The organism is Pseudomonas glycinis (assembly GCF_054871425.1).
Window position 1 is genome coordinate 194,323 of sequence record NZ_JBTYHF010000007.1, and the last position, 17,706, is coordinate 212,028.

At 60.8% G+C, this 17,706-nt stretch carries 11 protein-coding genes and 2 pseudogenes; 1 reads left to right on the forward strand and 12 read right to left on the reverse strand.

Going from position 1 to position 17,706, the window contains the following annotated elements; genetic code table 11:
• Position 1: 1 nt before the first annotated feature.
• From glgX to ACYSTU_RS18170, 12 genes and pseudogenes are all read right to left on the reverse strand, one after another.
• The gene (gene glgX / locus ACYSTU_RS18115; RefSeq protein WP_499000578.1) at positions 2 to 2,161 is read right to left on the reverse strand and encodes a glycogen debranching protein GlgX; all 2,160 of its coding nucleotides are present in this window, start codon (positions 2,159 to 2,161) and stop codon (positions 2 to 4) included.
• A gap of 239 nt (positions 2,162 to 2,400) precedes the next feature.
• Positions 2,401 to 2,739 carry a DUF2934 domain-containing protein gene (locus tag ACYSTU_RS18120; protein WP_122507289.1) on the reverse strand — a complete coding sequence of 113 codons (339 nt, stop codon included), beginning with the start codon at positions 2,737 to 2,739 and terminating at the stop codon, positions 2,401 to 2,403.
• Between the two features lie 21 nt (positions 2,740 to 2,760).
• Positions 2,761 to 5,535 carry a malto-oligosyltrehalose synthase gene (locus ACYSTU_RS18125; RefSeq protein WP_499000581.1) on the reverse strand — a complete coding sequence of 925 codons (2,775 nt, stop codon included), beginning with the start codon at positions 5,533 to 5,535 and terminating at the stop codon, positions 2,761 to 2,763.
• On the reverse strand, positions 5,532 to 7,610 hold the full coding sequence (malQ, locus tag ACYSTU_RS18130; RefSeq protein WP_499000584.1) for a 4-alpha-glucanotransferase: 2,079 nt from the start codon (positions 7,608 to 7,610) through the stop codon (positions 5,532 to 5,534). Before malQ ends, ACYSTU_RS18125 begins: the two co-directional genes overlap by 4 nt.
• Entirely contained in the window at positions 7,607 to 9,409 is a 1,803-nt protein-coding gene (gene treZ, locus ACYSTU_RS18135) for a malto-oligosyltrehalose trehalohydrolase (RefSeq protein ID WP_122612248.1), read from the reverse strand. The genes malQ and treZ overlap by 4 nt, the downstream gene beginning before the upstream one ends.
• A 17-nt stretch (positions 9,410 to 9,426) precedes the next feature.
• Complete coding sequence (glgA, locus tag ACYSTU_RS18140; RefSeq protein ID WP_016774645.1) at positions 9,427 to 11,013, reverse strand: glycogen synthase GlgA; 1,587 nt, start codon at positions 11,011 to 11,013, stop codon at positions 9,427 to 9,429.
• 591 nt (positions 11,014 to 11,604) lie between these two features.
• On the reverse strand, positions 11,605 to 12,558 hold the full coding sequence (locus tag ACYSTU_RS18145) for a D-2-hydroxyacid dehydrogenase family protein (protein WP_499000588.1): 954 nt from the start codon (positions 12,556 to 12,558) through the stop codon (positions 11,605 to 11,607).
• A gap of 12 nt (positions 12,559 to 12,570) precedes the next feature.
• A complete protein-coding gene (locus ACYSTU_RS18150; protein WP_122746324.1) occupies positions 12,571 to 13,617 on the reverse strand; it encodes an alpha/beta fold hydrolase in 1,047 nt (348 codons plus the stop codon).
• 86 nt (positions 13,618 to 13,703) lie between these two features.
• The gene (locus tag ACYSTU_RS18155) at positions 13,704 to 14,138 is read right to left on the reverse strand and encodes a YqaA family protein (RefSeq protein ID WP_122698336.1); all 435 of its coding nucleotides are present in this window, start codon (positions 14,136 to 14,138) and stop codon (positions 13,704 to 13,706) included.
• On the reverse strand, positions 14,138 to 14,584 hold the full coding sequence (locus ACYSTU_RS18160) for a DUF411 domain-containing protein (protein ID WP_041480975.1): 447 nt from the start codon (positions 14,582 to 14,584) through the stop codon (positions 14,138 to 14,140). The genes ACYSTU_RS18155 and ACYSTU_RS18160 overlap by 1 nt, the downstream gene beginning before the upstream one ends.
• A 240-nt stretch (positions 14,585 to 14,824) precedes the next feature.
• Positions 14,825 to 15,352: pseudogene (locus ACYSTU_RS18165) on the reverse strand (methyl-accepting chemotaxis protein); the annotation flags it as partial.
• A 333-nt stretch (positions 15,353 to 15,685) separates the two neighbouring features.
• A pseudogene (locus ACYSTU_RS18170) lies at positions 15,686 to 16,816 on the reverse strand (HAMP domain-containing protein); the annotation flags it as partial.
• Between the two features lie 354 nt (positions 16,817 to 17,170).
• On the opposite strand from ACYSTU_RS18170, the gene ACYSTU_RS18175 reads away from it, so the two are divergent.
• Positions 17,171 to 17,698 carry a hypothetical protein gene (locus ACYSTU_RS18175; RefSeq protein WP_024012886.1) on the forward strand — a complete coding sequence of 176 codons (528 nt, stop codon included), beginning with the start codon at positions 17,171 to 17,173 and terminating at the stop codon, positions 17,696 to 17,698.
• Positions 17,699 to 17,706: the final 8 nt, after the last annotated feature.

Here is a 17,706-nt window from a genome sequence, read left to right on the forward strand (position 1 = left end):
ATCAATCTTCTTCGTCACGTTGCAGTTCGAACAGCAGCAACGAACGCCCGGTCACCGAATATTCATGGCCGAATTCAAAGCGCTCCTGGCCGCGAATCGACGGCTGATTGGTGTCGATCATGCAGGTCCAGAAGCCGCCGTCCGGCACTTCCGGCAGGGTGAAGTTGACGATGTCGTGGTGTGCGTTGACCACCAGCAACAGGGTCGCGTCGGCACCTTTGCGGCGGATGCCGGTTTCCTGCGCGCGTCCGTCGAGCAGCATGCCGAGGCAGCGGTTGTGCGCATCGTGCCAGTGCTCGGTGGTCATCTCGGTGGCGTCCGGTGCCAGCCAGGTCACGTCCTTGACGCCGATGTCTTCGTTGTACTCGCCGACCAGGAAGCGTCCGCGACGCAGGATCGGATAAGTCAGGCGCAGCTTGATCAGGCGTTTGACGAACTTGAGCAGGGCCTTGCCGTCCTCGCTCAGATCCCAATTGACCCAGCCGATCTCGCTGTCCTGGCAATAGGCGTTGTTGTTGCCGTCCTGGGTGCGGGCGAACTCGTCACCGGCAACGATCATCGGTGTGCCCTGGGCCAGCAGCAGGGTGGCGAAGAAGTTGCGCATCTGCCGATGGCGCAAAGCGTTGATTTCCGGATCGTCGGTCGGACCTTCGACGCCGTGGTTCCACGACAGGTTGTTGTTACTGCCGTCCTGGTTGTTCTCGTCGTTGGCTTCGTTGTGCTTGTCGTTGTACGAGACCAGATCGTTAAGGGTGAAACCGTCGTGGGCGGTGATGAAGTTCACCGACGAATACGGCCGGCGCCCGCGCTGGTTGAACATCTCGCCGGAAGCGGTCATGCGGCTGGCGAAATCGGCAAGCTGAGCGTCGTCACCTTTCCAGAACGCACGCACGGTGTCGCGGAACTTGTCGTTCCACTCAACCCAGCCCGGCGGAAAGTTGCCGACCTGATAACCGCCGGGACCGCAGTCCCACGGCTCAGCGATCATCTTCACCTGACGCAGCACCGGGTCCTGACGGCAGGCGACGAGGAAGCTGTGGCGCTCGTCGAAACCATCGTGGTAACGGCCAAGAATGGTTGCGAGGTCGAAGCGGAAACCGTCGACGTGCATCTCGCTGGCCCAGTAGCGCAGGGAGTCGGTGACCATTTGCAGGACGCACGGGTGACTCAGGTCCAGGGTGTTACCGGTGCCGGAATCGTTGATGTAGTAGCGCTTGTCGTCGGGCATCAAGCGGTAATACGAGGCGTTGTCGATACCGCGCATCGACAGGGTCGGGCCTTGCTCGTTGCCTTCGGCGGTGTGGTTGTAGACCACGTCGAGAATCACTTCGAGGTTGGCATCGTGCAGGTGCGCGACCATTTCCTTGAATTCGGCAATCTTGCCACTGGCCAGATAACGCGGGTCCGGGGCGAAGAACGCAATGCTGTTGTAGCCCCAGTAGTTGGTCATGCCCTTTTGCAGCAGATGCTGATCGTTGACGAAGGCATGGATCGGCAGCAGTTCGACAGACGAAACACCGAGCTTGCGAATGTGCTCGAGCACGTCGTCAACCATCAGACCGCCGAAAGTGCCACGCAGGTTTTCCGGCACCGACGGGTGACGCATGCTGATGCCGCGCACGTGGGTTTCATAGATGATGGTCTTGTCCCACGGCACGCTGACGCGATGGTCGTTGCCCCAGGTGTGCGCCGGGTCGATGACCTTGCACTTGGGCACGAATGGCGCGCTGTCACGCTCGTCGAAACTGAGGTCGGCGTCGGGGTGGCCGATGGTGTAGCCGAACAGCGCCTCCGACCATTTCAGTTCGCCGACCAATTGCTTGGCGTACGGGTCGATCAGCAGTTTGTTGTGGTTGAAGCGGTGACCATTGGCCGGGTCATAAGGACCATAAACGCGGTAGCCGTAGATCAAGCCAGGGTGCGCATCCGGCAGGTAGCCGTGGTAGATCTCATCGGTGTATTCCGGCAGCTCGATGCGTTCGAGTTCGACCTCGCCGGCATCGTCGAAAATGCACAGCTCGACCTTGGTGGCGTTGGCGGAAAACAGAGCAAAGTTCACCCCCAGACCATCCCAGGTCGCACCGAGCGGGAAGGGCAGGCCTTCCCTGATTCTCGACGGCTCGGTGTGCGCAGCGGGTTCGGCTTTCTTTGGACGGGTCATGATTGCTCCTGCAAAAAAACGGGACAGTTCAGGCAATGAGATTTCCTTGTGGGAGCGAGCCTGCTCGCGAAAGCGTCGGTACATTCGACATTTTCACCAACTGACCTAGCGCTTTCACGAGCAGGCTCGCTCCCACAGGGTTGTGTGTTTTTCCCAATAAGGGACTTTCTTCAGGGCGCAAGAACCCCTTGTGGCGAGCATGCTCGCCACACAGTCATTCAGTTCAAAAATGGATCGGGTCAGTTCGCCGGAGGCTTCTTCGCTGCTCGCGGCTTTTTCTCGGCAGCCTTTTCGCCCGGCGGGACTACTTTGGGCGTGGCCGCCGGCTTGGCTTTCGCTGCCGGTTTGGCTTTGGCGGCTGCCGGAGCCTTGCCGTCGGTGCTTTTCGCTGCTGCGGCTGTAGTCTTGCCAGCCACTTTGCTGCCCGCCGCTTTCGGTGGCTTCTTGGGTGCCAGCGCTTCGGCCTCGGCCAGCTTGCGCGCCATTTCCCAATGACGTTCTTCGTGGCCTTCAGGTTTCCCTTCCGACTCCCAGATCTGATAGGCGAATTCGCGAATGCGTTTATCGTCGGTGCTCATCGCAATGCTCCTGAACTGAACTCATGCTTGTGTTAAGTGTTGGATAAAGAGATTGACCGGGACATCCCCCAGCGCTTCGCTGACATTCAGCTCCCTGTTTTGTGTGACTACGCTGCTTGCAAAAAGTCCCTTCAGGTTTGCATCCGAAGCGGCAGACGGTAAAACCACCCGCGTATCGCCCCAGCGCAGCGCATCGACCTGCGGCATGGCACTGTTTTCCAGCAACGTCGCGCAACGCACCGGCACTACCACGATGGCCCGCACGCCTTCGTGTTCACGCGCGAATGCCAAGACGTTGTGCGCCTGACTGCCCAGTACTTCCAATGGCTGGTAATCGCCACGACGGAACAGCTCGCTGTGTTCCTTGCGCAGGTTCAACACCTCACTGATCAGCGCCTGTTTGATGCGCCCGTCACGCCAGTCCTTGAGCAGTTCGGTACCCGGCACAGATGCCTGCAACGCTTGCTCGCGGGCGGCGTAATCCACCGGCCGACGGTTGTCCGGGTCCACCAGACTGAAATCCCAGTACTCGTTGCCCTGGTACAGATCCGGCACACCCGGCACGGTCATGCGCAGCAAGGTTTGCGCCAGCCCGTTGAGCGCGCCGGCAGCGGCGATGCTGTTGACGGTCTTGCTCAGCGCCGCACGCAGCAACTCGCCTTCTTCACCGGTCAGCAGCTTCTCAGTGAAAGCCTGGGCCGCGTTTTCATACGCTTCGTTCGGCGCGCTCCAGCTGCTTTGCAGCTTGGCTTCGCGTAGGGCTTTCTGTTGCCACTGCCAGATGCGCTTGGCGTAATCGGCGAAACCGGCCTGGTCATCGTCCTGCAGGTCCAGCGGCCAACTGCCGAGCAATGCCTGATAGAGGATGAGTTCGTCGCCAGCGGAAGGCGCGTCATCTTCGATGCGCACCGGGCGGGCGAGGGCGCGCCACAGTTCGACCTGATCGGCGTACCAATGGCTGCGCTCGCTGAGTACGGCCAACCGGGCGCGGGTGTCTTCGCCGCGCTTATGGTCATGGGTGGCAGTCGCCAGCAGGTTGTCAGGAAACTCGGCCATGCGCTGTTGATTGACTTCGTGGAACTCGCTGACCGGCGCGCTGAACTGCTCGGTGTTGTAACCGACATCATTGCGCGACAGCAGCACCGCCGAACGATACAGCGCGGTGTCTTCCACGGCTTTGGCAGCTGCCGGCGAAGTCAGTTGCTGGAAACGCACGCAGGCATGCTTGAGGATCTTGCGCGAGCGCCCCCGTGGCTTGCGGCGCCAAGGCGTGCCGCCGAGCCAGCTGGCGACCGAGTCGAGCACTGGCCAGTCGGCTTCGCTGAGGGTTTGCCGCGCACCGTCCATGGCGTGCTGGAAAATCGCTTCGTCCTGCTCGGACCGGCCCATGGCGCTGATGTAAGTGCGATAAACCGGGAAGTGCACGATCAGCGCATGCAGCACGCGGCGAATCGCGCCCAAGGTCAGGTCGCGGGTCATCAAGTCATCCCGTGCGACTTGATGCAGGGCCTGCGCGACACTTTCGAAGTCGCTGGCCAGCGAGCCGTTGAGGATCTGCTGGCGGGCCAGTTGCGCTTCTTCAATGAACGCTGCCGGGCGCTCGGTGCGGCGCTGCCAGAGTTCTCCGAGGACATGTTCGCCGTCCGGGTCGTGTTGCAGCAACGACAGCTGGTTCATGAACTCGTAACCGGTGGTGCCGTCGACGCTCCAGTCGCGGCGCAGGGTTTCGCCCTCGCCGAGGATCTTCTCGACATAGATGGGCAGGTGACGTCCCGGCGCCAAGTGATCAAGGCGACGGCGCAATTTGCGGCAGTAGCCACGCGGGTCGGCGAGGCCGTCGATGTGGTCGATGCGCAAGCCGTCGACCAGACCTTCTTCGACCAATTGGAAGATTTTGCCGTGGGTCGCTTCGAATACCGCCGGACGCTCGACGCGCAGGCCGCCAAGCTCGTTGATGTCGAAGAAGCGGCGCCAGTTGATGTCGTCCGCCGCCGTGCGCCAACTGGCCAGGCGATAACTCTGCCGTTCCAGTAACTCGTGGAGCTTGTGGAAGCCTTCCTCGGTGGTGGAATCGTACTGTGCGAGGTTGCCTTCGATAGTCGCCAGAACACGCGGATCGCTCGCCAGCTCGCGCAACTCCTGCTTGAGCGGCATCGCCAGCGAATGTGCGTCGGTCTGGTAGCTGAGTGTGCTGAAGCGATCTGCCAGAGACTTCAGCGTGTCGTCTGACTTGAGCAGTTCACCGTAATTGTTTGGGCAGATCGGGAAGTGGTGGTCGTAGTGCTCAACGTAAAAAGTCCCGGTCTGCCCGTTGAATTTCAGCTTCAGCGTGCCTTCCTGCAACGCCACGCCGTAATCACTGCCAAGGAACGGCAGCAGCAACTGGCCTTCCATCAACGGGTCCGGCGAGTGCCACTGAATGTCGAAGAACTCGCCGTACGGGCTCAGGCGTCCCCATTCCAGCAAGTCGAGCCACCATGGGTTGTCATTGCCGCCCACGGCCATGTGGTTGGAAACGATATCGAGGATCAGGCCCATGTTGTGTTCGCGCAGGGTGCTGACCAGTTGGCGCAATGCCGGCTCGCCGCCCAGCTCAGGGTTGACCTGGGTAGGGTCGACCACGTCGTAGCCATGCATGGAACCGGCGCGCGCCGCCAACAGGGGCGAGGCGTAGATATGGCTGATGCCGAGGCGGGCAAAGTACGGCACCAGTGGCACCGCTTGTTCGAGGGTAAAACCTTTATGAAATTGCAGGCGCAAGGTGGCGCGCAGTGGCTGGATTTGCTGTTGATTCATTGGTCACGCTCAGAGGCTTGAAGGCGCGCGCAGGCCAGCAGTTCCAGGCGGCGGGCGGCATCGGGGCCGTCCAGCAACGCTTCGCTGGGACCGGGCAAACGTCGCGACCAGTTCGGATGTGAATCGGTGGTGCCAGGCAGATTCGGCTGTTCATCGATACCCAAGGCATCTTCCAGCGGCAGCAGCACCAGCGGCGCGCGGGTGTGGCCGAGGAAACGCACACTGGCATCGACCACTTGATCGGCTTCGTGGGACTCTTCGCGGAAGTTCTGCGGATCCTGGCGCAGTGCATCGCGCAGGCCTTCGCGTTCACGCTCGCGATGCCGACGCCAGTCGATTTCGCCATTGGCATCGACCAGCCCAAGTCGTGCGTTCCAGTCGATATCGCGGCCATGCCACCAACCGTTGAGCGTCGGCAGGTCATGGGTGCTGGTGGTCGCCAGGGCATCATCCGGCCAGTCGAGAATCGGTTTGAAGCGGGTGTTGTCCTGTTCGAACAACAATACGCGCATGCCCAGAATCGAACGCGCGGCGAGTTTTTCCCGCAGGCCTTCCGGTACCGTGCCGAGGTCTTCACCGAGCACAATGGCCTGATGCCGATGGGATTCCAGGGTCAGCAGGCGCAACATGTCGTCGAACGGGTAATACAGATAGGCTCCATCGGCCGGAGCGGCGCCGTTGGGAATCACCCACAGGCGTTGCAGGCCCATGACATGGTCGATACGCAAGCCACCGGCGTGGGCGAAGTTGGCGCGCAGCATGTCGATGAAGGCGCGGAAACCGTTGCGGATCAGCCCTTCCGGCGAGAACGCGGAAATGCCCCAACCCTGGCCGCTGCGATTGAGGATGTCCGGCGGCGCGCCCACGGTCAGCGAGGCGAGCAATTCATCCTGAAAACTCCAGGCCTGACTGCCGGCACCGTCAGCGCCGACGGCGAGGTCGGCGATCAGACCGATGCCCATGCCGGCACTGCGCGCGGCAGTTTGGGCGCGTTCGAGGCAGCGATGGATCAGCCATTGGCAGAAGGCGAAATAACCGATGCGCTCGGCATATTCCTCGGCAAACGCGCCCAGCGCCGCACCGCGCGGGTCGTGCCAGTGTTCCGGCCATTCGCGCCAGTCGAGACTTTCGCCACGGGCGGCGCGCATTTCCTGAATCGCTTCAAAGCGGCAATGGTTCTCCAGCGCTTCGCCACCGGCGTGACGAAAACTGGCGAAGTCGGCGTGCAGCGGATGCTCACCAGCGACGAAACCGTCATACAAGGCTTGCAGCAGCTTCTGCTTTGCTTCGGCAGCGGTCGGCCAGTCGATCAGCTTGAGATTTTCCAGCTGCTCGAACTGCGCGGCCAGGCCGCTGGCATCAGTTGCATCACGCAACGCGCGTTCCCCGAGAATGCTCCCCGGCGCGGCATACAGTGAATTGAGAAACAAGCGGCTGGAAGGCGAATAAGGGCTATAGCGGCCATTGTCGGCGCTGAACATCGCGTGCATCGGACTGATCGCCAGCGCATCGGCGCCACGTTCGCCCGCTACACGAACCAGTTCCTCCAGCGCCTGGGTGTCGCCAAAACCACCGTCACCCGGACGGCGTAGCGAATACAACTGGGCGCTCAGACCCCAGGCCCGCGGAATCGGGCTATCGACCGCATCGGCGACGCTGAAGCAGCGTTCAGGCGCCACGGCGAGCGTGAAATACTGATCGGCGATATGCACTTGCTGGTAACCGACCGGAATCAAGCCGGGCAACATGGCTTCGTTGTCCAGCTTCAGGTTCATCTGCGAGCCGTCTTCAAGATGGATTTCGCAGGGGGTTTCCGGTGAGAAATAGCGACTCAGGTCGAGGGCAACGCCCACGTCGCAGGTCAGCAGGGGCGGCAAATGGCGGTCTTGCTGGACTTCTTGCAAATCCAGCAGGCTGGCATCGATTTCTTGCGCGGTGCTGGCGGGGTGGCCGAGTCCGATCAGGACATTGCGCAACACAGCAGGAGCGACTTTTTGCTGACGCCCGTTGGCGTCGATCCAGTCGACGGCAAGGCCGGCTCGACTGGCGAGTATTTCTAGTTGCGCATCGCTCATAGGCGCTCTCCATCCAGGGGGTGCATAACGGGTGCGGCCGTGAGGCTGACGAGCGCGGTGTACGCCGGCAGTTGGTTCGGGTCCGACAGTTCGATCGCGGCTGGCTGTTGAAACAGCCACTCGGTATCGGTCTGTGCAGGGTTGACCACTGGCGTGTCACTGAGGTTCAGGTCAATTCGCAGCTCACTGCCGTTGCCCAGTCGCCAGCGTGCGCTGACCGCGCCATAGCCGAGCATCTGCGCGCCCAGAGCCTGGGTCCCGGAGAGGTTGGGAATGATGTATTGGTGCCGCAACTTGAGCAGTTGCCGATAGAGCTCTTGGGTCTGCTGTTGCAATGGCGTGCCGCTGCCGGACAATCGCGGCTGCGAAGCGTGGAAAGTGCTTTCGGCATTCGGATCGGGGATCTGTTCGCGCTTGTGCGGATCGGTAAAGGCACTGAATGCGGCGAACTCGTTGCGCCGACCTTCACGCACCAGTTCCGCCAGTTCACCGTGGTGACTGGTGAAAAACAGGAACGGTTGCTCGGCGGCAAACTCGTCGCCCATGAACATCAGTGGAATCATCGGCGACAGCAGCAACAACACCGTCGCCGCTTGTACCGCACGGGGGTCGGCGAGCTGATGCAGGCGTTCGCCAAAGGCACGGTTGCCGATCTGGTCATGGTTCTGCAGGAACAGCACGAAAGCAGTGGAGGGCAGATGTTCGCTCGGCTCGCCGCGAGGTTCGCCATGGCGAGTGATGTGGCCCTGGAACACGAAGCCCTGACTCAGGCAGCGCACCAATTGCTCGGTGGGTTGCGCGGCATAGTCGGCGTAGTAGGCGTCGGTTTCGCCGGTCAGCAGCACGTGCAGGGCGTTATGACCGTCATCGTTCCACTGCGCGTCGTAATCGTTTTCCAGCAGACTCGACTGGTTCAGCTCGTTCTCGACGGTCAACCAGACGTGCCGGGTCGGGTCGATCTGCTGGCGAATGCGTCGGGCCAGATCGCTGAGGAAATCTGGGTCTTCAATCGCGTGCACCGCGTCCAGGCGCAAACCGTCGAAACGGTATTCGAGCAGCCACATCAGCGCGTTTTCAATGAAGAACTCGCGCACTTCCGGACGGCGGAAATCGATCGCCGCGCCCCAGGGCGTGTGCTTGTCCTCGCGGAAAAAGCCTTTGGCGTAACGATGCAGATAGTTGCCGTCGGGACCGAAGTGGTTGTAGACGACGTCAAGAATCACCGCCAGGCCATGGCCGTGGGCGGTGTCGATCAGGTGTTTGAGTTGTTCCGGTGTGCCGTAGGAGGCTTGCGGTGCATAGGGCAGCACTCCGTCGTAGCCCCAGTTGCGATCGCCGGGGAATTGCGCCAGCGGCATCAATTCGATGGCGGTGATGCCCAGCGCGACCAGCCGCGCCAGATGCTGTTCGACTTCGGCAAAACCACCGAGCGCACCGACGTGAAGCTCGTAAATCACCGCTTCACTCCACGGCCGACCATTCCAGGTCGTGTGCCGCCATTGGTAGGCATGCGGATCGACCACCACACTGTGGCGGTCGAGGTCACCATCCTGCGCTCTGGAGGCCGGGTCCGGCACCTCCAGTTCGCCATCGATGCAGTAACGGTAGCGACTGCCCGCCGGACAATTGGCCTTGATTACAAACCAACCGTCGCCCTGAGGCAGCATGGGCAACGATTTTCCATCTTCCAGTTCCACACTGACGTAGAACGCGTCAGGCGCCCACAACGCAAATTGCGTGTGCTCGGCATCCAGCATGATCGCGCCGTGGGGCCAGGTTTCTTGGGTCCTTGACGGCATTTTCTGCAACTCCCTGGTTATTTGTGGCTGGCTTTACCCAACGCCTTGGCGACCAGTTGTTCGTAAAGTTCGGCGTACGGTTCAACCGCTTTGCTCCAGTTGAACGGTGCAGCCATGGCCCGGCAGCGCATGGCATTGAGCAGTTCCGGGAAGGCGAAGACCTTGAACGCGCGGCTCAGGGCTTCCTTGTAGCTATCAACGGTGGACTCATCGAAGAGGAAACCGGTGACGCCGTTTTCAATGGTGTCGGCCAGACCGCCGGTGTTGCGCGCGACCGGCAACGAGCCGAAACGCTGGGCGTACATCTGGCTCAGGCCGCAAGGCTCGTAACGCGAAGGCATCAGCAGGAAATCGCTGCCGGCGAACATGCGTCGGGCATCGGTCTCGTTGAAGCCGATGCGCACGCCGATCTGGCCTGGGAAGCGCAGAGCCAATTCGCGCATGGCTTGCTCTTCTTCCGGCTCGCCGCGACCAATGATTGCGATCTGACCACCGTTCTGCACGATGAACTCGGACACCGCTTCGGTGAGGTCGAGACCTTTCTGATAGACCAGGCGCGAAACCACGGCGAACAGTGGGCCGGTAGAGTCATTCAGGCCGAACAGCTCACGGACGTGGGCGGCGTTGACCGCTTTGCCTTCCCAGTCGCCGATGGCGAACGGGGCGAACAGGTGCGGGTCGGTCGCCGAATCCCAGCTCTCGTCGATGCCGTTCGGGATGCCGCTGAGCAGGCCTTGCTGGGTCTTGGCGGCAAGGAATCCGTCGAGGCCACAGCCGAAGTCCGGGGTGGTGATTTCCTGAGCATACGTCGCGCTGACGGTGGTGATGTGGCTCGAATAGGCCATGCCGGCCTTGAGGAACGACATCTTGCCGTAGAACTCCATGCCTTCCTGTTGCAGGGCATGGGTGGGAATCCCCAGCTCCGGGCAGGAACCAAGGCTGGTCACGCCCTGGTAGGCAAGGTTGTGAATGGTGAATAGGGTCGGCGTGCGCTGCCCGCGCCAGTGCATGTAAGCGGGCGCGAGGCCAGCCGGCCAGTCATGGGCGTGCACCAGATCCGGGCGCCAGTGAATTTGCGCAAGATTGGCGGCGATATCGGCAGCGGCCAGGCCGAGACGGGCGAAACGGATATGGTTGTCCGGCCAGTCGCGACCGTTGTTGGCGCCGTAAGGGCCACCTTCACGCTCGTAGAGTTCAGGGCAGATCAACACGTAGATCACCAGGCCATCGGGCATGTCCATGCGTCCGATCTTGCAAGGTGGCAGCGCAGCGTGGCCACCCAGCTCGCCGATAATGTGAATCGGGTTTTCGCTGTGCACCACCTGCGGATAACCGGGGATCAGCACCCGCACATCATGCAGATGGGCCATGGCCCGGGGCAGGGCGGCGGAGACGTCACCGAGGCCGCCGGTCTTGACCAGATCGGCGATTTCCGAAGTCACGAACAACACTTTTTTCTTGTTGGGATTCTGGCTTGCTACCGGAGCAAGCGTCTTGGTGCCGGGTACGTTGATCTGTCGGCTGCCGGGAACACTGATGGTGCTCGATTCTCCAAGCGACTGGTGAGCACGCTCTCCCTGAATATCCAATGCCGCACTGATCATATGTATCTCCCGTGTGTGATCTGATTCTTGTCTCGAACAAGCTGTTTCGTGGCCAAGTCCTGTGGCCGGGCGCAAAGGCGCCACGCATCGGTGAGCAAAATGCTGACCCAACACGCGCAAGCAGAATGGGTGGTGAGGCCGTTGCAAGGATTACACCAGTCGCTTTCGCCCAGTTGTTCTGATGACCTGTGGCGTGAAGCAAAAGTTTCGACTTTTTTTCGTCGGTATGACCGAGTGGTTTGGCCACTGAAAAATGAGTCTAGGCCAGATCCTAGAGCGGGTCGGGGCAAATGGGTAAATTGTTCGACAATCGGTTGTGTCGGGATGTAAGCGAGGGTTCAGAAGCGGAAACGCTCCGACGAAGGGCATGTTTTTCGGTCGGAGCGGGCCAAAATGGTGACTGGGTAGTCACGGTTTTGTGCTAGGGGATGGGCGGGTTGCACCGTTGTGGTGCGAAGGTATTTCAGCGTGGTATCTGAAATGACCCCTTCGCGAGCAGGCTCGCTCCCACAATGGGACGCGTACAACCTGTGGGAGCGAGCCTGCTCGCGAAGAGGGCGGTTGAAGCAACTCAACTTTAAAGTGATGGACTCAATTCAACAGACGCACCGGCTCCCCAGCTGCCCAACCCTGAATATCCTCGATCATCTGCCGGAAGAACTGTTCGTAATTCTGCCGACTGACATAGCCCACATGGGGGGTAGCCAGGACATTGTCCAGCGTGCGAAACGGGTGCAGGGCCGGCAAAGGCTCTTGCTCGAACACGTCCAGCGCCGCCCCGGCAATGCGCCGTTTCTGTAGCGCCTTGATCAACGCCGCTTCATCGACGATCGGCCCGCGAGCAGTGTTGACCAGCAGCGCGCTCGGTTTCATCCACTCCAGCGCCTGGGCATCGACCAGACCGCGACTGCGTTCGCTGAGCACCAGATGCACCGACAGCACGTCGGCCTGCTCGAACAATTGCTGCTTGCTGACATACGTCACGCCGGCCTGTTCGGCGCGTTCGGCGGTGAGGTTCTCGCTCCAGACGATCACCCGCATGCCGAACACCTGGCCGAACTGCGCGACCCGCTGGCCGATGCTGCCCAAACCCAGGATTCCCAGGGTCTTGCCATGCAGATCGCCGCCGAGGCCCTGTTGCCACTGGCCGACGCGCAAGGCATTGGCTTCCTTCACCAGATCACGGGTGGCCGCCATGATCAGCGCCCAGGTCAGTTCCGGTGCGGCATGTTTGTAACTGTCGGTGCCGCAGACCTTGATGCCCAGCGCTGCAGCGGCCGGCATGTCCAGCGCCGCATTGCGCATGCCGCCGGTGACCAGCAACTTCAGATTGGGCAAGCGTCCGAGCAAGTCGGCGTCGAAACGCGTGCGTTCGCGCATGACGCAGATCACCTCGTACTGGCCGAGGCGCTCGGCCAGTGTCGCGTTGTCGGCCGGGTAATCATGCACAAAGGTCACTTCACCGATGCTCTCCAGCACGGACCAGTCGACCACGTCGCGGGCCACGTCCTGCCAGTCATCGATCACTGCAATCTGCACCGTCATCGGCTTGCCTCATCAAGGAGCGGAAGGAGTCTTGCCCAGCCAGCCGAGCAGCGCCTGATGGAATTTTTCCGGTTCTTCCATTTGCGGCGCATGACCCATGCCCGGGAATTCAATTAGCGTCGACTGCGGAATCAACTTGGCGACCTGTTTGCCAAGCACCTCGTAGTGGCCGATTTTCGCTTTGACTTCCGGCGGTGCGAGGTCCTTGCCGATGGCGGTGGTGTCGGAGGTGCCGATCAGCAGCAGGGTCGGCATCTTCAGGTCCTTGAACTCGTAGTAGACCGGCTGGGTGAAGATCATGTCGTAGATCAGCGCCGAGTTCCACGCGACCTGGGTCTTGCCCGGACCTTTGCTCAGACCGGCGAGCATGTCGACCCAGCGATCGAATTCCGGCTTCCAGCGGCCATCGTAATAGGTGGTGCGCTCATAGTCGCGAATGCCCTTGGCCGTGACCTTCAACTCACGCTGATACCACTGATCGACGGTGCGATACGGAACGCCGAGGGCTTTCCAGTCTTCCAGACCGATCGGGTTGACCATCGCCAATTGATCGACCTGCTCCGGGAACAGCAGCGCATAACGGGTGGCGAGCATGCCGCCGGTGGAGTGACCGAGCACAGTGGCTTTCTGAATGCCCAACGCCTTGAGCAATTGCTGGGTGTTGGTCGCCAGTTGCTGGAAGCTGTACTGATAGTGCTCGGGTTTGCTGGAGGTGCAGAAGCCGATCTGGTCCGGCGCAATCACGCGGTAGCCGGCATCACTCAAGGCCTTGATCGAACTGTCCCAGGTCGCCGCGCAGAAATTCTTGCCGTGCATCAGCACCACGGTGCGGCCGTTGGCCTTGCCATTGGCGGCGACGTCCATGTAACCCATTTGCAGCTTCTGACCCTGGGATTCGAAGGCGAAGTGTTTAAGCGTGTAGGGATATTGGAAGCCTTGCAGCTCCGGGCCATAGGCAGGCCCTTCGGCGGAGGCGGTTTCAGTGGCTGCGTGCGCCATTAATGGCAGGGCAGCGCTGAGGACGAGGCCGGGCAGCCAGCGGGAAAGCGTGACGGACATAAGCACAAACTCCTTGAAAATTGGCCGACTCTGGAAGGTCGGGATTACGCCGACGTTAAACAAAGGCAATCACAGCGAAGGTTGGTTCAACCGAGCCAGCCCAGGGTCAGCAAGGCCAGCACGCCATAGCGCGCGCCTTTGGCCAGGGTGACGATCAACAGAAAGCGCCCGAGCGGTTCGCGCATGACGCCGGCAATCAAGGTCAGCGGATCGCCAATCACCGGCAGCCAACTGAGCAGCAGCGACCAATGCCCATAGCGCTCGTAGTGCTTGCGCGCCTTGGTCATGTGCTTTGGGCTGACCGGGAACCAGCGTCGATCCTGAAACCGCTCGATGCCCCGTCCCAGCCACCAGTTGACCAGCGAACCGAGCACGTTGCCCAGCGTCGCCACCGCGAGCAAACCCCACAGCCAGTAACGCTCGCTGACGATCAGGCCGACCAGCAGCGCCTCGGACTGCAACGGCAACAATGTCGCCGCGCCAAACGCAGCAAAGAACAGGCCGAAGTAGGCTGCCCCCATCAACGGGCCGGGTAGTCCGCCACTACCACATCAGCGCCGTCCTTCTTCAGGCCGATGACCTGATACGCGTCGCTCATGCCGTCCATTTCCATGCCCGGTGAGCCCATTGGCATGCCCGGTGCAGCCACACCCAGCAGATCGTCGCGCTTGCTCAACGCAAGCACCTGATCGGCCGGCACATGGCCTTCAACGAATTTGCCATTGATGATCGCCGTGTGGCAGGACGCCAGACGCGGTGGTACGCCGTGCTGCTGTTTAAAGCTGCTCATGTCGCTTTCGACGTGATCTTCGACTTTGAAGCCATTGGCTTCGAGATGGCTGATCCACTTTTTGCAGCAGCCGCAATTGGCATCGCGGTGCACTTCGATCGGGATCAGTTCGGCGGCTTGCGCCAGGGAGGAGATGAACAGGGCGCTCAGGGCGAGCAGACGCAGTTGGCTTCGCATGGGAATGGACTCTCGACTCGGTGAAGGTCAGCAAGAACGCATTTTGACCGGTTTTTCCATCCCGGCATCAACTGAGTGTTTCCAGTTGCTACAAGACAGCCGAACCAATGTGGGAGCGAGCCTGCTCGCGAATGCGGTCGACCAGGCGCAGATACAGTGACTGAAAAATCGCTTTCGCGAGCAGGCTCGCTCGCACAGGGAATTGGCGTAAAGGCCAAAATCCCCGTGGTCGCGGTTGGCTTAACTGACCTTGAACCGCCCCATGATCGCGCTCACGCGGCTATTGGCTTCGAGCAACTGGCGGGTATTCAGCTCGCTGGCCTGGCCGCTCTGCACCAGTTCATCGACCATGTGGCGGATCTGCACCATGCTGCGGTTGATCTCTTCGGTCACTGCGCTTTGCTGTTCGGCGGCGGTGGCGATCTGCGTGCTGAGGCTGTTGATGTGGCTGACCGAACCGGCCATTTCGTCCAGCCCCGAGTTGACTCGGGCGGTGGCGTCAGCGGCGGACTGGCAACTGGCCTGGGTGTTTTCCATGGCGCTGACCGAGGAACTGACGCCTTGGGTCAGACGAGTCAACATTTCGTTGATTTCCGAAGTGCTGGCCTGAGTGCGGGCGGCAAGGGCGCGGACTTCATCCGCCACCACCGCAAAGCCACGACCCTGTTCACCGGCACGCGCCGCCTCGATCGCGGCGTTGAGGGCGAGCAAGTTTGTCTGCCCGGCAATCGCACCGATCACGCCGAGAATCTCGGTGATGCGCTGGGCGTCCTGCTGCATGTTTTCAACTTTATGTGTAGCGCTGGCCACTTCGTCGATCAGCGCGACCACGCTGTTGGTCGCTTCACCCACCACGACGCGCGAGCGATCGGCGTTTTCATTGGCGCGCTGGGTGAACGCAGCGGTTTCAGCGGCATTCTGCGCCACGCTTTCAGCGGTGGAGCTCATTTCGGTAATGGCGGTGACAGTCTGGTCGGTTTCCGAGGCGTGACGCAGCAGAATCTGGCTGGTGTGCGCCGAAGTGCGTTGCAGATTGTCGAGGCTGGAGGCCATGGCGCCGGTGGCCTGGGTGACTTCGCCGATCATGTTCTGCAAATAGACGATGAAGGTGTTGACCGAATGGCCGATGGCGCCCAGTTCGTCCTCAGCGCGAATGGTGATGCGGCGGGTCAGGTCGGCGTCACCGCTGGACAGTGAATCGATGTTGGCTTTCAGAGCCTTCATGCGCTGTACCAGTTTGCGAATCGCGTAAACCTGCAACAGCACCAGCAGGATCACCAGCGGTATCTGGATCAGGCTGAGACTGTTGAGCACATCGTCACGCTGGGCGGTGAGCATTTTGGTCGGCAGGGCGGTGGCGAGGAACCACGGTGTGCCCTCGATAGGGCGCATGAAGAATGTGGCGTCTTCACCGTTGTTGTCGAACTCGACGCGTTGCGCTTTATCGCGGTTCTGCAGGCCGGTCTTGATCTGATTGATGAAGGTCGAGCTGGCCGCGAGTTCGCTGATGTTCTTCAGTACGATCGGACCGCTGATGCGCGAGCTGTTGCTGATGATCTTGCCGTCAGCCTCGACGATGAGCATTTCGGCGTTGAGGTCTTTTTCCTTGCGCGCCACCAGGTCGTTGAAGAAGCCCAGGGTCACGTCGATGGTCGAGACGCCCCAGGCGCTGCCGTTCTTGTAGATGGCCATGGCGCAGTTGGTGCGCGGCTCGGCACTCGCGTCGTCCTTATAGGCAGCGGCCCACGCGCACTGGCCGCGCGGGGTGGCCATGCCGCCCTTGTGCCAGCTCTGGTCGTAGTAGTTCGGTGCGGCGTCGCTGTTCCAGAACGTATTGACCTTGAGCTGACCCGAGGCATCGCGGTGCCAGAAGGTGCTGAACTTGTTGCGGCCGGCTTCGCGCTGGCCCGGCAACGGCCAGATACCGCCGCCAAAGACTTTCAGTTCGCCGTACTGATCCACCAGCCCTGGCAACACCACGTCGATGGCTGCACTGTCGAGCAGGGGGATGGTCTGGGTGATGCTGCGTTGCTGCGCCTGCACCTTGTTCAGTTCGCCCTGAATCTGCACGGCGACTTCGGCGATGCGGTTGAGCACGACCTTCTCTTCGGTATCGCGCAGGGTCGGTGCGACCAGTTGGCTGATGCCGACCACGGTCAGCACGGACAACAGCAGGATGAACAGAATCAGAAACAGCGTGTAGCGAGCCTGAATAGTGCGCAGTGCGGGCATGGAACTGATCCTTGAGCGGCGTTTTTGTTGGAGGGCAGGAATAAAACAGGGCGGGTATCACAGCGTATCGTCGTTACGGGCGGAAGCTTTAGGTACTTGCGCGCCGAAAGAACTCAGGGCGATGACCGGTTGGTATCGGGATTGGTACATCTCCAGCAATCGCCACAGTTGTTACATCCTGATGACGGCGCTGAACCAATGTTTGCGGGCCTTAAGCTCGGTGTCATGAATGTACGAGATTTGTAAAAAAGCGCACAAAAGGGTTGGTTGGATCAGGCGAAGCGGCCGATACTCGCGCCCATTCAATTGGTTGGGACAAGGACATTTCATGCTCATTGCACAAGGAATCCTCGCATGACGATCGGCTATACCGGCGCCTGGGAAAGCAAGGCGGGCGTAATGGTCCGTGATACCGGGGCGAAGAAACAGGTTTCGCAGAGCGTCAAGGTGCAGCAGATGCTGACCCTGGTCGGCAACGATCCGAATGCGCTTAACGTCGCGGAGATGGACAAACAGGGTTTGCGCAAGCAGATCAAGGGCTTTGATCCAGCCAACGTCTCCGTAAAGCAGTTGGGCAACCTCAGCGAATTCCTGCGCGGGCGCGGCCTGATTTCCGAGATCACCTCGATCACCTTGCTCAATGCCGGCGACAAATTCGACCGCTTCGGCGTGCAGAAAGACCCGGAGGCGAAGTTCAACGCGCTGGAGTATTTCGCCACGCAGCTCGATGCCATCCAGACCAACAGTCTCAATGGCAATTACTACGGCAAGAGCCTGATTCCCGAATTCAAGAAAGCCATTTACGTCCTGCAGAATCTCAAGACCTATGGCGAAGGCAATGCGGCAGTTCCGTCCGACAAAGGCCTGAAGGCAAAGGCCTGACTTCTGCC

What these genes read in the sequence shown, in the direction of transcription:
- glgA (WP_016774645.1), bottom strand. Translation starts at nt 11,013, where the DNA reads ATGATCAGTGCGGCATTGGATATTCAGGGAGAGCGTGCTCACCAGTCG.
- malQ (WP_499000584.1), bottom strand. Translation starts at nt 7,610, where the DNA reads ATGAGCGATGCGCAACTAGAAATACTCGCCAGTCGAGCCGGCCTTGCC.
- ACYSTU_RS18155 (WP_122698336.1), bottom strand. Translation starts at nt 14,138, where the DNA reads ATGGGGGCAGCCTACTTCGGCCTGTTCTTTGCTGCGTTTGGCGCGGCG.
- ACYSTU_RS18120 (WP_122507289.1), bottom strand. Translation starts at nt 2,739, where the DNA reads ATGAGCACCGACGATAAACGCATTCGCGAATTCGCCTATCAGATCTGG.
- ACYSTU_RS18150 (WP_122746324.1), bottom strand. Translation starts at nt 13,617, where the DNA reads ATGTCCGTCACGCTTTCCCGCTGGCTGCCCGGCCTCGTCCTCAGCGCT.
- ACYSTU_RS18145 (WP_499000588.1), bottom strand. Translation starts at nt 12,558, where the DNA reads ATGACGGTGCAGATTGCAGTGATCGATGACTGGCAGGACGTGGCCCGC.
- ACYSTU_RS18160 (WP_041480975.1), bottom strand. Translation starts at nt 14,584, where the DNA reads ATGCGAAGCCAACTGCGTCTGCTCGCCCTGAGCGCCCTGTTCATCTCC.
- ACYSTU_RS18175 (WP_024012886.1), top strand. Translation starts at nt 17,171, where the DNA reads ATGACGATCGGCTATACCGGCGCCTGGGAAAGCAAGGCGGGCGTAATG.
- glgX (WP_499000578.1), bottom strand. Translation starts at nt 2,161, where the DNA reads ATGACCCGTCCAAAGAAAGCCGAACCCGCTGCGCACACCGAGCCGTCG.
- ACYSTU_RS18125 (WP_499000581.1), bottom strand. Translation starts at nt 5,535, where the DNA reads ATGAATCAACAGCAAATCCAGCCACTGCGCGCCACCTTGCGCCTGCAA.
- treZ (WP_122612248.1), bottom strand. Translation starts at nt 9,409, where the DNA reads ATGCCGTCAAGGACCCAAGAAACCTGGCCCCACGGCGCGATCATGCTG.